The following is a 13,117-nucleotide window of genomic DNA, read 5'->3' as shown; positions in this document are numbered from 1 at the left end:
GGCGTTCATTTCGTTGTGTCTTAACTCTTTCAGCCGTTCAAGTCCCTGTCAAATTGACCGGACCTGCTCGACCTGCGGGAATTAAGCGCCGCCCCCTTTCGGAGACAACCCCTCTAACTTACCAGCCGATCCCAACCGATGCGAACCATCAGCGGACGACCTTGAAGGTAGTGGGATTTGCCGAGCTTCTCCGAGGCTCCGAGGAACCTCCGGACCGCCTTGCGGGAAGCAACTCTAGCAGCCTGTGGCACCTACTTCGGCCCACTCAGGTAATCGGAAGGTTCTTCCCTCCCCAGGGGACGCCCAAACCTGGCCAACGAACTCCCCTGGCGCCGTCGCGGCGCAAGCCGACGTCAAGCCATCCGCAATCGCCCGCCGGTACCAATGTACCTACGAGCAGACTGCGCTCTCGGAGGTGTCCGCCATGGCCCGCTCGGAGTTCGACGACATCCGTGCCTTCCTCGCCGACGAGACGAACCAGGCAGGAGATCTGCTGAGCATCGCAAGGATGCTGCTCGACGACCTCGAACAGTCCCGCATGCGCGAGGCCATCCTCCGCACCCACTACCTGCGACTGCTGACGTCCGCGCGGGCGACCGTGGCCGCCGAGGCCGCGCATGCGCCGGATCCCACGGCTTTCCTCAAGCACGAGCTGGCCGAGCACGGTCAGCTGCCCCAGGACGATGAGACCGTACAACGCGTCCTCGCCGACGCCAGGACGGCGGCCGCGCTGCTCGCGCGCCTGGAGGAGTCGCCGCAGCGGCCCCGCCGGCGTGCGGTGCCCCTGCGGCGTTGCGTGGGCACGGGGAGAACGCTCCCCCGCTGAGCTCACTCCACCACGGGCGGCGGGCGCAACGCGCAGTGACCCGATGACGACTCACGGCATACCTGCCATTGGGCGACCGCCTGCGACACTGCACATATGTGGCAGCGAGGGCTGAACTGGGCAGCAATCCTCCTCGTCGGGATATTCGGTCTGATGTGGGTCGGCATCGTGGTTTACGCCGACCACTTCTCGTCCCTGTGGATGCGCATCGTGCAGGTCGTCTTCGGGTTCCTGCTCCTCGGCTGGGCCGTACAGAAGACGATCGAAATGATCAAAAAGGCCTGAGTGCCATGGACGACAACCTCTACGAGATCGGCCGGGACATGGGGGACGACCTCCAGCTGTCGATCATCGACATGTATCGGGACCGACTGCCTTACCTGCACCGCATCGCCGAGCTCGACGACGGGGTCTCGCGGGGCATCTCGCGTTGGGTCTGCGAGGAGGACCTCCGGGACTCCGACACGTACGTGAACCCGCTCGACGAACCCGAACCCTACGTGGGACCGGACGAGTGGAACCGGTGACCTTCCGGGCCGCTCAAGGCTGGTACGGCGGCGCCACTCCCCACCCCCACCGCGGCACGGGCGCCTGGGGCGGAGGTTCCGCGCCGCGCTCCTTGGTGTACCGGTCGGGGCCGCCGAACACTTCGCTGAGCCACATCGCCACAACACCGTGTGCCGCACGACGAGACCGCCCGGTGAAAAGAGTTGTTGGAGAAACAGAAAAGTTCCCGGCCGCCGGATGATCCGGTGACCGGGAACCCTGTTTGGTAGCGGGGACAGGATTTGAACCTGCGACCTCTGGGTTATGAGCCCAGCGAGCTACCGAACTGCTCCACCCCGCGTCGGTGTGTCACTTTTAACTATACAACCTTCAGAGGAGTGCTTGTGACGAGCAAATCCCTGAACCGATCAGAGGCCCGATCTGTTTCCAGATCTCGAGCCTCTGGCCTGGTAGCGGGGGCAGGATTTGAACCTGCGACCTCTGGGTTATGAGCCCAGCGAGCTACCGAACTGCTCCACCCCGCGTCGTCGTGCTTTTCAAGCGTATCGGCGGCGCGGGGTGGGCGCAAATTGGTTGCGCTAAGAGGTGTCTCCCGCCGGTGATCCGGTGGGTGACGGTGCAGGCGACGGCGGCGTGGATGCCGGCGGCGTGCCCGTGGGGGTCGCTGACGGCGTGGCCGTGGGCGAAGGACTCGGAGTGCCCGTCGGTGCCGCCTGCTGCTTGTTGGCCCCTTCCAGGGTCTTCAGGGCTTCGTCCAGCCGCTTCTGGGCGTCACCGTAGGCGTCCCAGTCGGGTGGGCTCGCCTGCAGGGCCTTCTGCGCGTCTTCGTAGGCCTTCTTCGCGTTGGCGATCGCCGAGTTGAGCGCCATGTTGGCCTGGTTGGGCTGGGTCTGTTGCTCGTTCTGCTGTTGGTCCTGTTGTTGTTGCTCGCCGCCGAAGACCTCCTGGAGTCCCTCCTCCAGCGTGCGGGCCACACCGATCTTGGAGCCGAACGACACCAGGACCCGCTGCAGGATCGGGTAGGGCTCCTGACCGCCGCCGGCCGCCACCTGGATGTAGACCGGCTCCACGTAGACCAGTCCGCCCGCGTACGGGAGCGTCAGCAGGTTGCCGTAACGCACCGACGACGCACCGACGCCCAGCAGGTTGAGCTCACCCGCGAAGCGGCTCTGGAAGGCGTTCTGTGCCTGGCCGGGGCCTGGAATGGGTGTGCTGGACGGCATGCGCAGGATGCGCATCCGGCCGTATCCGGATCCCGACGACGAGTCGACCGCCATGAACGCCGCCAGGTTGGGCCCCTGGCGCGGCACGAACGTCGTCGTCAGCGAGAACGTCGGCGTGCCGCCCGGCATCGTGGTGGTCAGGTAGTAGGGAGGCTGCTTGACGTTCTGCTCACCCTGCGTCGGGTCGTTGGGGACGTTCCAGAAGTCCTGGCCGCTGTAGAAGGCGGCCGGGTCGGTGATGTGGTAGCGCGAGAGCGTGTAGCGCTGCACCTTGAACAGGTCTTCCGGGTAGCGCACGTGGCTGCGCAGGTCGGCGCTCATCTCCGATGCCGGGCGGATGACGCCGGGGAAGGCGTTGCTCCAGGTCTTGAGCACCGGGTCGTTGTTGTCCCAGGCGTAGAGCTTGACCGTGCCGTCGTAGGCGTCGACCGTGGCCTTGACGGAGTTGCGGATGTAGTTGATCTGGTCACGCGGCTGCTGGGCGATCACGCGACGGTCGGTGGACGTGTCGCGCGTCATGTCGCCGAGGCTTTCGCTCTGCGAGTAGGGGTAGTCGTTGGACGTGGTGTAGCCGTCGAGGATCCAGGTGACGCGACCGTCGATGATCGCCGGGTAGGGGTTGCCGTCGAGCGTGAGGAACGGCGCGACCTGCTCCACCCTCTCACGCGGGTGACGGACGTAAAGGATCTTGGAGTTGTCGTTGATGTCGCCCGACAGCAAGATGTTGGCCTCGCTGTACTTGGCGGCGTAGACGAGCCGGTTGATGAACGAGCCGACGGGCACGCCGCCCTTGCCGGTGTAGGCCGTGTTCTTCTGGCCCGTGCCGCCCGTCTCCGGATAGTCGAGCTCCTGCGGGTTCTCAGGGTTGCCGCCGGCGATGACGTATTCGGAGGACGACGGGTCCTCACCGAAGTAGATGCGCGATTCCTTGAGCTTGGCGCTGTTGACCAGCGGGCCCGTGACCGGCATGTCCTTGGCGTCGTAGGCGGGCAGACCACTGGAGTCGACCTGGTTGCCGGGCGCGGCGACGAAGCCGTAGCCGTGGGTGTAGACCAGGGCGCGGTTGATCCAGTTGTTCTGGTCCTGGGGCGGGCTGGTCAGCTCGCGCACGCCGACGATGTGGTCGATCAGCTTCCCCGTGTTGTCGGGATAGCGGTCGACGTCGAGCGTGTCGGCGAAGCTGTAGAAGCCTCGGATGCGCTGCGTCTGCTCGTACGTCGAGGACACGAGCGCCGGGTCGAGCAGCCGCACGCCGGAGACCGAGGCGTCGCCGTTGCTTTCGACCTTCGCCGGGTCGGCCTGGGCGTTGTAGTTCTCGACCTCGGTCTTGTCGACGTTGTACGCCTCCCGCGTGGCCTCGATGTTGCGCTGGATGTAGGGCGACTCCTTGCCCTGCTGGTTGGGCTTGACCTGGAACTGCTCGACCAGCGCCGGGTAGACGCCGCCGATCAGGACGGCCGAGAGCACGAGCAGGCCCGCGGAGACCCCCGGCAGCATGCCGCCGGGCCGGAACACGCCCGCGAAGAACAGGGCGGCGCAGATCAGGGCGATGATCGCGAGGATGGTCTTGGCCGGCAGGACCGCGTTGACGTCGGTGTAGGAGGCACCGTGCACGAAACCGCGGTCGGAGAAGACCAGGCCGAACCGGTCGACCCAGTAGGCGACGGCCTTGAGCAGCAGGAAGACGCCCAGCAGCACCGACAGGTGCGTGCGAGCGGCCCTGGAGGCGTGCACCCCTGGCGACTGCAGGCGGAACCCGCCGTAGAGGTAGTGGGTGATCGCCGCGAGGATGATGGAGATGATCAGCGCGGTGAACAGGAAGTTCAGGACCATCCGGATGAACGGGTAGTCGAACATGAAGAACGAGATGTCCATCCCGAACAGCCGGTCCTGCTTGCCGAAGGCCTCGCCGTTGGCGAACTTCAGCCACGTCTGCCACTGACCGGCGAACGAGGAACCGGAGAACAGCGCGAGCAGCCCCATGCCGACGATGAAGATCAGCTTGCGGTGGGGGTCGAGCGCCATACGATAGCGGTCGGCGCCGCTGCTCCCGCCGAACACCGCGGGCCCGAACATCGGCCGCATCCGGAAGGCGAGCAACATGTTGCCGCCGGCGACCGCGACCATCAGTGCCGCTCCGACCAGGAACAACACAATCTGGGTCAGCAGCACACCGGTGAAGACCGACGTGTAGTTCGTCGCGTCGAACCACAGGTAGTCGGTGTAAAAGCCAGAGAAGAGAAAGAACAGGGCGACGATCACCACAAGGGAGATCGCCACAGGCAGAAGCAGTCGCGGTCGGCGGGGCAAGCGCATCGCCCTGCCGGCTCCTGGGGTCCGGAAGCTCAAGGCCAACCCCTCGTCGTAATGAAATTTCGGTCCGTGCTGGCAACCTACACCGCTGTGCCAGCCCTACGACTAACGCATGGGCCTTGCCGAAAGTTTCATCCGGCGTCACATGCGGGCACGTTGCCCTTACCCGTGCGCAGCGCGTCAAGCGCCTGCACCGCGTTGTGCAGAGTGTCGGCCTTGACCAGCCGGAGCCCGTCGGGCACGGCCTTCAAGGCCTCGGCGCAGTTGTCGGCGGGCGTCAGGAAGACGGTGGCGCCCGATTCCTTGGCGCCGACCATTTTCTGGGCGATGCCGCCGATCGCCCCCACCTCGCCCGTCGGCTGGATGGTGCCGGTGCCGGCTATCCGCTTGCCGCCGGTGAGCGAGCCGGGAGTGAGCTTGTCGAGTATGCCGAGGGAGAACATCAGCCCGGCGCTGGGCCCGCCGACGTCGCCCACGTTGATGTCGACCTCGAACGGGAACTTGTATTTGGCCTGCATCAGCACGCCCACCAGGGTCTGCCCCTGGTCTCCCGCTATCGTCGGCACCGTGACGTCAAGCTTGTCCTTGCCCCTTGTGACGTTGAAGACGACGCTCTCGCCCGGCTTGTGAGCCTTGACGGCGTCGCCCACGACGTCGACGTTCTTCGCCTGTTTGCCGTCGACATAGTTGATCTGGTCGTCCTTGCGCAGCTTGCCCTCGGCCGGCTTGCCCTTCTCCGTGGACACGACGGTCACGACCATGTCATAGGGGATCTTGAGCTCGTCGAGCGCGGCGGCGGTGGCAGAGTCCTGGGAGTTGGTCATCTCGACCGTGTTCTCCTCCTCGACCTCCTGGGGGTCACGGTCGGGAGCGAAGATGGTCTCCTGCGGGACCACCGCGACGGTCGGGTCGATCCAGCCGCGCAACGCGGTCAGCAGGTCGATCTGAGCGGCAGGTCCGCCTTGGTAGGCGACCGTGACCAGGCTCAGCGTGCCCGTGGTGGCATGGGTCTGCCGGCCCTTGATCGAGATCACGGGCTTCTTGTCGACCTCACCGATGGTGTTCTCCGTCGGACCGGGGCTCAGCACGACGTACGGGACCTCCTGGAATGCGCCCACCACGCCGAGAGCGAGCACGAGGAACCCCGACAGCAGCAGGGTCAGGGCGCGTCGCGACATGGAGGAAAGCCTATTCGCCGACACCGACCCATTCGGCCTCGCCGTCGGCGAACGACTGGTGTTTCCAGATCGGGACGTGCGCCTTCAGATCGTCGATCAGCCTGCGCGAGGCCTTGAACGCCTCGTCACGATGCGGCGCTGCCACTGCGACGATCACGGCCGTGTCGCCCAGCTCCAGGTCTCCCACACGATGGACGGCGGCGAGCGCGGTCACGGGGAAGTCGGCCGCCACCTTCTCGGCCACCTGCCGCAGCTCGGCCTCGGCCGAGGGGTGCGCCGAATAGGAGAGCCGGGTCACCGGCTTCCCGTGGTCCTGCTCGCGAACGGTGCCCACGAAGATCGTGATGCCACCTGCGGCGTGGTCGCCCACGGCGGCCAGCACCTCGTCCACGGACAGCGGGGTCTCACGAATGCCGAGCAACCGGATGACGTCCACGGAAAGAGACTACCAACAGCGAACCTGCCCGCCTGCCCGCGGCTCGGACGTCGTGCCTGGTCAAGGCCGTAGCAGCAGATCAGCTGGGAATTCCCTCAAGGACCTTCACTGGCGCCTTTTCTTGCGCACCTGGCGGACGATCGCCGCCGTGCCGATCACTGCGACGGTGGCGCCGGCGGCGGTGAGCGTGGCCTCCTTGACGGGCAGGCGCCTGCCGACCACCGTCGTCCTGTTCTCGCGCAGCTCCAGGAGCTGCTCGAACGCGGCTTCGTTGGTCCACGCCGGTTTCCATCCGGCCTCGCGCAGCGCCGTGCAGTCGACGACCCACGGGTAGACGACGTAGTGCAGGTCGGTCGCGGGCGCAGGAGTGATGCCGAGCCGGTGCAGGCGTTGCGCCGTGCCGAACGTCAGCCCGGCGGGCAGCTCGAACCGGCGGATGCCGGACATCTCCTCGACCTGCTCCTGCTCCATCCACCCTTCGCACCCGACCGCCACCACGCCCGTGACGGCTCCCCGCGCCGCCAGCTCCAGCGCCGAGAGCAGGTCGTCGATGTGGCAGAACTGCCAATGGGGGGTGCAGCCCTTCACGGTCAGCAGCCTGGGCGACTCGAAGTGACGCGTGATCACCGTGTCGACGCCCGGGCCGACGACCGCGGCCGGGCGCAGCACGGTCACCTCGAGTCCGGGATGGCTGCGCAGCGACCTGCGTACGAGGGACTCGATCTCCAGGAAGTCGCCGACGACGCCGGTGTCAGGCTCGGCCGTGACCGGGGAGTCCTCGGGCAGGGGGACCTCGTTGTCGGGTGCGGCGCCGTACACCATCGCGCTTGTGACCAGCACCACGCGGCGGACGCGCGCCGCGGCGCAGGCGGTCAGCACGGTCTGGGCGGCGCGCAGGTTGTAGGCGCGGCGCTCGCCGGGGTCGGAGTCGACGGTGTAGTCACCGGCCAGATGAACAAGGACGTCAATGTCGGAGATCCGGTTCGCCAAGAGCGGATCTCGTACGTCGAGCACTCGCCAGGTGGCCTCACCGACGTCGCCGCGCTGCTCGTCAATGGCCACCACCCTGCGGAAATCCGCAGCGGATACGAGCCTCGCGAGCAGCTCACGGCCGAGACCGGAGGCCGCGCCGGTGACGGCTACGACGGGTTGACGCGGGCGTTTCGAGGTAGGCACCAGGTCCTCACTTTGCACTGATCCGCCGTAGGACGACTAACGTGGCGGATGTGGACTCCTCCATCCTGCACGAGGTAGAGCGGTGACTGACCTGCCAGGTCGCGAAAACGACCCTAACGAGAACCCGTTCGCCATGTTCGGCAACCCTGAGCAGATGGCTCAGGCGATGCGCCAGTTCGCCGACATGTTGTCGGCGCCGCAGGGTTCAGGCCCTGTCAACTGGGACATGGCCAAGAACATCGCCCGGCACTCCGTGGCCGCCGAAGGCGATCCGAGCGTCATGGAAGGCGAGCGCCGCCAGATCGTCGAGGCGCTCAGCCTGGCCGACCTGTGGCTCAACGAAGCGGCGACGCTGCCCAGCGGCGTGGCCAATCCGCAGGCCTGGAGCCGGTCCGAGTGGATCGAGAACACTGTTCCGATCTGGCGGAAGCTCTGCGAGCCCATCGCCGAACGCATGGTCGAGACCATGGGCGGCGCGCTCGGCGGCTCCCAGCTGCCCCCAGAGGCCCAGCAGATGGCCGGGCCGCTGATGGGCATGCTCAAGCAGATGGGCGGCATGATGGTCGGCCAGCAGATCGGCCAGGCGATCGGATCGCTGGCCCGCGAGGTGGTCGGCACCACCGACATCGGGCTGCCTCTGTCCGACACGGCCGCGCTGCTGCCCGGCGGCATCGCCTCGTTCAGCGAGGGCCTGGAAGTGCCGTCCGACGAGATCAGGCTCTATCTGGCGCTGCGTGAGGCCGCGCACCATCGGCTGTTCCAGCATGTTCCGTGGCTGCGCTCGCACCTGCTCGGCGCGGTCGAGGAATACGCCAGGGGCATCACCGTCGACACGTCCGCGCTCGAAGAGCAGATCCGCGGTCTCGACATCAACAACCCCGAGGCCATCCAGGAGGCGCTGAGCGGGGGCAACCTGCTCAAGCCCGAGGAGACCGAGCGGCAGAAGGCCGCGCTGGCGCGGCTGGAGACCATGCTCGCCCTGGTCGAGGGGTGGGTGGCCACCGTGGTCGACCAGGCCGCGCAGGGCAAGCTCCCGTCCGCCGTGGCTCTCGCGGAGACCGTGCGGAGACGGCGCGCGACCGGTGGTCCTGCCGAGCTCACGTTCGGCACCCTGGTGGGGCTGGAGCTGCGGCCCAGGCGGTTGCGCGAGGCCGCCGCGCTGTGGCGCGCGCTGGAGAGCGAGCGCGGGGTCGACGGGCGCGACGCGCTGTGGTCGCACCCCGACCTGATGCCGACGGCCGACGATCTCGACGACCCCGAGGCGTTCGTACGCGGTGAGCAGGCGTGGGACATCTCCCAGCTGGAGGCCAAGCCGGACGACGAGGGAGAGGGCGAGGGCGGCAAGAGTTGAGCCTGCACCGCGATGCCGTGGCGGTGTTGTCCGGATGGACGGCGCCCACGCCCGAGGAAGAGGCTCTGCGTACGGAGTTCCTCGAGCACCTGCGCACCCACGACGACGCGATGCTGCGCGAGTGTGTGCCGGGGCATCTGACGGGGACGACGGCGGTGCTGTCGCACGACGGCTCCCGGGTGCTGCTCACGCTGCATCCGAAGGCCAGGATGTGGCTCCCGATGGGCGGCCACTGTGAGATCTCCGACATGTCGCTCGCCGACGTGGCACTGCGGGAGGCATGGGAGGAGTCGGGGATCTACGGGCTGGAGCTGCTGCCGGGGCCGCTCGCGGTCGACAAGCACGAAGTGTGGTGCCATCCGCCGCGCAGCTGGCATCTCGACGTCGAATACGCGGCCGTGGCCCCCGAGGGGGCGGAGGCGGTGATCAGCGACGAGTCGCTCGACCTGCGCTGGTTTCCCGTCGACGAGATCCCCGAACCGTCCGACGAGGCCACGCGGCGGCTGGCGGCGCGTGGACGGGACGCGCTGAGCTCGCGCGCGCTTGGCTAGAGTCCTCTTGGGTCGTTCCAAGAGGGGGCTTGCGTGGAGACTTCCGCCGTCGGCGGCACGATCGTGGTGCCGAAGCGCAAACGACGCAGGTTCCCCGCGACGGCGTTGACCTGGCTGGCCGTGACCCCGTTCGCCGCCTGGGCCGTGGCCCGGGTGGCCGGTCTGGAGCGAGGGTCTCTGCCCACGCAGCTCATGACCGCGACCCCGTACGCGGCGGCGGGTTCGCTGATCCCGCTGCTGATCGCGGCGGTCGGGCGCAAGCGGGCCGCGACCGCCGTCGCGCTGCTCGCCACGACCGCGCTCGGCTTCAGCGTGCTGCCCAGGGCGCTGGGCACCGCCGACGCCACGGCGGGCCGGCCGCTCACGGTCATGACGATCAACATGTTGTTCGGCAGGGCCGACGTGGCGACGATCATGCGGCTCGTACGTGAGTTCGGCCCCGACGTGCTGGCCACCCAGGAATTGACCCCGGGCGCCATCTCCGATCTGGACGCCGCAGGGCTCAAGGACATCATGCCGCACCGGGTGCTGGAACCCGAGTGGAGCGCCGGGGGAAGCGGGCTCTATTCCAAGCACCCGATGCAGGAGCTACCCGGCCTGATACCGCAGATCGGGCACCGTATGCCGGCCGCACTGGTCTCCCTGCCCGGCGGGCCGCCCGTCGAGTTCGTCGACGCGCACCCCTATCCGCCGATCGGCCGGAATTTCGCCGACTGGAACGAGGCGCTGGAGGCGTTGCCCTCCGCGTCGAGCGAGCGGGTGCGGATCCTGGCGGGCGACTTCAACGCCTCGCTCGATCACGCGCCCATGCGCAGGCTGCTGGCCCGCGGCTACAAGGACGCGGCCGACCAGGTGGGGGCCGGGCTGATCCCCACATGGCCGGCCAACAAGCGGGTGCCTCCGATCATCACGATCGATCACGTACTGGTCGACCAGCGGGTCGGGGTCAAGGAGGTCAGCGTGCACGACGTGCGGGGCACCGACCACCGTGCTCTGGTGGCCCGGCTCACCGTGCCCTGAGTCAGCGCGCGGCGATCAGAGCGCGTGTGTTGTCCCAGCCTTCGAGACCGGGATCGAGGCGTTCGACGTCGTCGCGGGTGCGCAGGCGGTGCCAGCCGGGAGTGGTGGCGACCCTGCGCGGCCCGGGGGCCTGGGCGCGCAACGCGGCCACCACGTCGGGATCGTCGAGATCGGGGTCGGCCCAGCCGGGCGCGGGAAGCGCGCAGGCCATCGCCACGGCTCCGCCGTGCTCCGCCGGGCAGACCGTGATCTCGGCCCGGCCCAGCTCCCTGAACAACTTCCCGACCAGCAGCGGAGGAAGGTCGGGTGCGTCCGCGGCGATCACGGCGGCCTGGTCGGCGTCCAGGCGGGCGAGGATCTTCTTCAGCGGTTCGTCCTCGCCGACCACGATGACCTGGGTGCCCGGCCAGACGATCTCGTCGAGCTCGGGCACGCTCGTGATCAGGACGGGAGTGACGAGCTCCAGGCCGGCGACCATCTCGTAGGTGTCCTCCGCCACCGCTTCGAGGAATCTCGCCGGGTCGACGCCCGGGGGCGCCGCCTGGGACATGCGCTGTCGTGCCAGGACCGCGGCTATGCGGGTCAACATTCCTCCGGTGCCGTGTGGGCCGCGGCAGAGAATCCTTCAAGGAACCCGCGCGCCCGCTCCGCCTTCGGATACTGTTCTACCAGCGCCCAGAACTTGGGGCCGTGGCTGGGCACCAGCAGGTGCACCAGCTCATGGATGATCACGTAGTTGATGACCCATTCCGGCAGGCCCTTGAGCCGGGTCGAGATCCGGATCGTGCCGTTCTCAGGGGTGCACGAGCCCCAGCGGTGCTGCTGGTTGTCGACCCAGCGCACGCTCACGGGGTCAGGCTTGCCGTCGAGATATTTGGCCGACAGCTCCTTGGCCCGCTCGAGCAGAGCCTCGTCGGTCGGCCGTCGCCGGCGCTCTTTCGCGGCCAGCCGATCCAGCATCCGGCTCACCCATTCATCCGCGTCTTCGCCGCTCAGCCAGGCGGGCAGGAGCACGATCGTCTTGTCACCGTCGCGGTAGGCGGAGACCGTACGCCTGCGACGAGAACTGCGACGAACCTCGACTGTCTCGGGGGGCACATATGCACGGTAGCCGAGACTGGCGAAATTCCACAGAGGGTGGCCGTTGTTTCTGCTGGTCAGATGATTAAGAGCCGGTGAATTTGGGCAAGCGCCTTTCCCGATGGGCGGTCAGTCCCTCGATCATGTCGGACGATGCCATGGTCACCGGCTGTGCCAGGGATTCCCACCTCAGCGCGGCTTCCAGGTCCTGATGGTCTTGGTTCAGCGCCACTTTCGTCAGTCTTGTTGCTATGGGTGCGTTCTTCGCGATCTTTCCGGCGATGGACCGCACTTCCGACATAAGGTCATCTTTCGGGAAAGATTCATTTACTAGCGCTTTAACCGCTGCTTCCGCCCCCGTCACGGTACGGCCGGTGAGGAGCATCTCCCGGGCCAGGCCCGTTCCCGCCCTCCTGGGGAGCAGATACGTGGCCGCCATGCCGGGATGCAGGCCCAGCGACGTGAACGGGGCCAGCAGCTTGGCGTCGGCGGCGGCGTACACGAGGTCACAGGCCAGCGCCACGCACAGACCCGCGCCGACGGCGGGACCGTTGACGGCGGCGACCGTGGGGACCTCGAGCTCCGTGACCATGAGCCACGTGCGGTAGAAGTCGAGCATGCGATCGCGCAGCCGCGGCACCGCCTCCTCGCCGCGGTCACCGATCCACGACAGGTCGCCGCCGGACGAGAACGCGCTGCCCGCGCCGGTGATGACGACGCAGCGGACGTCGCGGTCGCCGGCCAGCGACGACATGGTCGCGCGCCACTGCTCGGTCATGGCGTCGGTCATGGCGTTGCGCATGTCGGGGCGGCTGAGGGTGATGAGGACGACTCCGTCGTCATGGCGGTCCACCAGGAGCTCGGTCATGCCGGGAAGCGTAACGTGGCCGGGCGGGGATGCCGCGCGCCGCCGGACGCTTGGGAGGCCGCGTTGTCCACAGGCGCCGTAGCGGGTCCGTGGTTGTCCACAGGCGCGGAGGAAGACGCACGGGATCTTGCCGTCGCGTGCGAACCTTCCCGGCATGAGGCCACGTGTGAAGCCCGCGCTCCGGCGCATCGTCCGCGACGAGCACACTCTCCAATACGGTGCGCACCCGCTCAGGGCCGTCATGCTGAGCGGTCTGAGCCGTCCCGTCCGCGCCTGGATCGAAAGTCTCGACGGCACCCGCGATCTACAGCAGGTCCTGCGCGGGGCGGCCGACGCCGGTCTCGAGGAAGACCATGCCCGTTCCGTGCTCGACCAGCTCATCCGGCAAGGCGCCGTCCACGACGCGGCCACCGGTCCCGGCTCGCTCCGCGACCTTCCGCTGGCCGAGCGCGACCGTCTACGACCGGAGCTCGACGCCCTCGACCTGGCCTCGACCTCGCCCGAAGGCGGGATCGCCGTGCTGGAGCGGCGCAGGGGCAAGCGGGTGCGGGTCTATGGAGCCGGGAGGGTGGGGGCGCAGATCGTCGC

General features: G+C 67.8%; 13 protein-coding genes, 2 tRNA genes and 1 pseudogene. 7 read left to right on the top strand and 9 right to left on the bottom strand.

Going from position 1 to position 13,117, the window contains the following annotated elements; all coding sequences use genetic code 11:
- Nucleotides 1–424 precede the first annotated feature (424 nt).
- From GUY59_RS42395 to GUY59_RS42385, 3 genes are all read left to right on the top strand, one after another.
- Complete coding sequence (locus GUY59_RS42395; protein WP_138207637.1) at nt 425–826, top strand: hypothetical protein; 402 nt, start codon at nt 425–427, stop codon at nt 824–826.
- 153 nt (nt 827–979) lie between these two features.
- Nucleotides 980–1,111 carry a hypothetical protein gene (locus tag GUY59_RS50330; RefSeq protein WP_269129072.1) on the top strand — a complete coding sequence of 44 codons (132 nt, stop codon included), beginning with the start codon at nt 980–982 and terminating at the stop codon, nt 1,109–1,111.
- A 5-nt stretch (nt 1,112–1,116) separates the two neighbouring features.
- Nucleotides 1,117–1,353, top strand: coding sequence for a hypothetical protein (locus GUY59_RS42385; protein ID WP_138207633.1), 237 nt, complete (start codon nt 1,117–1,119; stop codon nt 1,351–1,353).
- Between the two features lie 243 nt (nt 1,354–1,596).
- Here the strand turns inward: GUY59_RS42385 and GUY59_RS42380 are convergent.
- The 6 genes from GUY59_RS42380 to GUY59_RS42355 form a co-directional block, all read right to left on the bottom strand.
- Nucleotides 1,597–1,673 (bottom strand) — tRNA-Met (locus tag GUY59_RS42380).
- Between the two features lie 107 nt (nt 1,674–1,780).
- Nucleotides 1,781–1,857, bottom strand: a tRNA-Met gene (locus GUY59_RS42375).
- A gap of 54 nt (nt 1,858–1,911) precedes the next feature.
- Nucleotides 1,912–4,836: a UPF0182 family membrane protein gene (locus tag GUY59_RS42370; RefSeq protein WP_442939084.1), complete on the bottom strand. Its 2,925-nt coding sequence runs from the start codon at nt 4,834–4,836 to the stop codon at nt 1,912–1,914.
- Nucleotides 4,837–5,000: 164 nt separating this feature from the next.
- The gene (locus GUY59_RS42365) at nt 5,001–6,047 is read right to left on the bottom strand and encodes a YlbL family protein (RefSeq protein ID WP_138207629.1); all 1,047 of its coding nucleotides are present in this window, start codon (nt 6,045–6,047) and stop codon (nt 5,001–5,003) included.
- A 10-nt stretch (nt 6,048–6,057) separates the two neighbouring features.
- A complete protein-coding gene (locus tag GUY59_RS42360) occupies nt 6,058–6,483 on the bottom strand; it encodes a molybdenum cofactor biosynthesis protein MoaE (RefSeq protein WP_138207627.1) in 426 nt (141 codons plus the stop codon).
- 105 nt (nt 6,484–6,588) lie between these two features.
- Nucleotides 6,589–7,662 (bottom strand): NAD-dependent epimerase/dehydratase family protein, encoded by a 1,074-nt coding sequence (locus GUY59_RS42355; RefSeq protein ID WP_138207643.1) that lies wholly within the window; start codon nt 7,660–7,662, stop codon nt 6,589–6,591.
- Nucleotides 7,663–7,741: 79 nt separating this feature from the next.
- Between GUY59_RS42355 and GUY59_RS42350 the strand changes: the two genes are divergently transcribed.
- The 3 genes from GUY59_RS42350 to GUY59_RS42340 are packed head-to-tail and all read left to right on the top strand — an operon-like array spanning nt 7,742 to nt 10,581.
- On the top strand, nt 7,742–9,010 hold the full coding sequence (locus tag GUY59_RS42350; protein WP_252375207.1) for a zinc-dependent metalloprotease: 1,269 nt from the start codon (nt 7,742–7,744) through the stop codon (nt 9,008–9,010).
- Nucleotides 9,007–9,561 carry an NUDIX hydrolase gene (locus tag GUY59_RS42345; RefSeq protein WP_138207625.1) on the top strand — a complete coding sequence of 185 codons (555 nt, stop codon included), beginning with the start codon at nt 9,007–9,009 and terminating at the stop codon, nt 9,559–9,561. Before GUY59_RS42350 ends, GUY59_RS42345 begins: the two co-directional genes overlap by 4 nt.
- A 33-nt stretch (nt 9,562–9,594) precedes the next feature.
- Nucleotides 9,595–10,581 (top strand): endonuclease/exonuclease/phosphatase family protein, encoded by a 987-nt coding sequence (locus tag GUY59_RS42340; protein ID WP_138207623.1) that lies wholly within the window; start codon nt 9,595–9,597, stop codon nt 10,579–10,581.
- Nucleotide 10,582: 1 nt separating this feature from the next.
- Here the strand turns inward: GUY59_RS42340 and GUY59_RS42335 are convergent, their stop codons facing one another.
- From GUY59_RS42335 to GUY59_RS42325, 3 genes are all read right to left on the bottom strand, one after another.
- Nucleotides 10,583–11,131: a hypothetical protein gene (locus tag GUY59_RS42335; protein WP_236668050.1), complete on the bottom strand. Its 549-nt coding sequence runs from the start codon at nt 11,129–11,131 to the stop codon at nt 10,583–10,585.
- A 32-nt stretch (nt 11,132–11,163) separates the two neighbouring features.
- Nucleotides 11,164–11,679: a M48 metallopeptidase family protein gene (locus tag GUY59_RS42330; RefSeq protein ID WP_246064518.1), complete on the bottom strand. Its 516-nt coding sequence runs from the start codon at nt 11,677–11,679 to the stop codon at nt 11,164–11,166.
- Nucleotides 11,680–11,746: 67 nt separating this feature from the next.
- Nucleotides 11,747–12,529 carry an enoyl-CoA hydratase/isomerase family protein gene (locus tag GUY59_RS42325; RefSeq protein ID WP_138207621.1) on the bottom strand — a complete coding sequence of 261 codons (783 nt, stop codon included), beginning with the start codon at nt 12,527–12,529 and terminating at the stop codon, nt 11,747–11,749.
- A gap of 154 nt (nt 12,530–12,683) precedes the next feature.
- On the opposite strand from GUY59_RS42325, the pseudogene GUY59_RS42320 reads away from it, so the two are divergent.
- Nucleotides 12,684–13,117: pseudogene (locus tag GUY59_RS42320) on the top strand (ThiF family adenylyltransferase); the annotation flags it as partial.

Origin of the sequence: Nonomuraea sp. K271, assembly GCF_009908215.1 — a bacterium.
Classification (GTDB): Bacteria; Actinomycetota; Actinomycetes; order Streptosporangiales; family Streptosporangiaceae; genus Nonomuraea; species Nonomuraea longispora.
The sequence above is the reverse complement of the archived record's forward strand: the minus strand, read 5'-3'. Positions and strand labels throughout refer to the sequence as shown.

Coding starts and splice junctions, on each gene's coding strand:
- GUY59_RS42385 (WP_138207633.1), top strand. CDS start 1,117: ATGGACGACAACCTCTACGAGATCGGCCGGGACATGGGGGACGACCTC.
- GUY59_RS50330 (WP_269129072.1), top strand. CDS start 980: ATGTGGGTCGGCATCGTGGTTTACGCCGACCACTTCTCGTCCCTGTGG.
- GUY59_RS42365 (WP_138207629.1), bottom strand. CDS start 6,047: ATGTCGCGACGCGCCCTGACCCTGCTGCTGTCGGGGTTCCTCGTGCTC.
- GUY59_RS42335 (WP_236668050.1), bottom strand. CDS start 11,131: ATGTCCCAGGCGGCGCCCCCGGGCGTCGACCCGGCGAGATTCCTCGAA.
- GUY59_RS42325 (WP_138207621.1), bottom strand. CDS start 12,529: ATGACCGAGCTCCTGGTGGACCGCCATGACGACGGAGTCGTCCTCATC.
- GUY59_RS42395 (WP_138207637.1), top strand. CDS start 425: ATGGCCCGCTCGGAGTTCGACGACATCCGTGCCTTCCTCGCCGACGAG.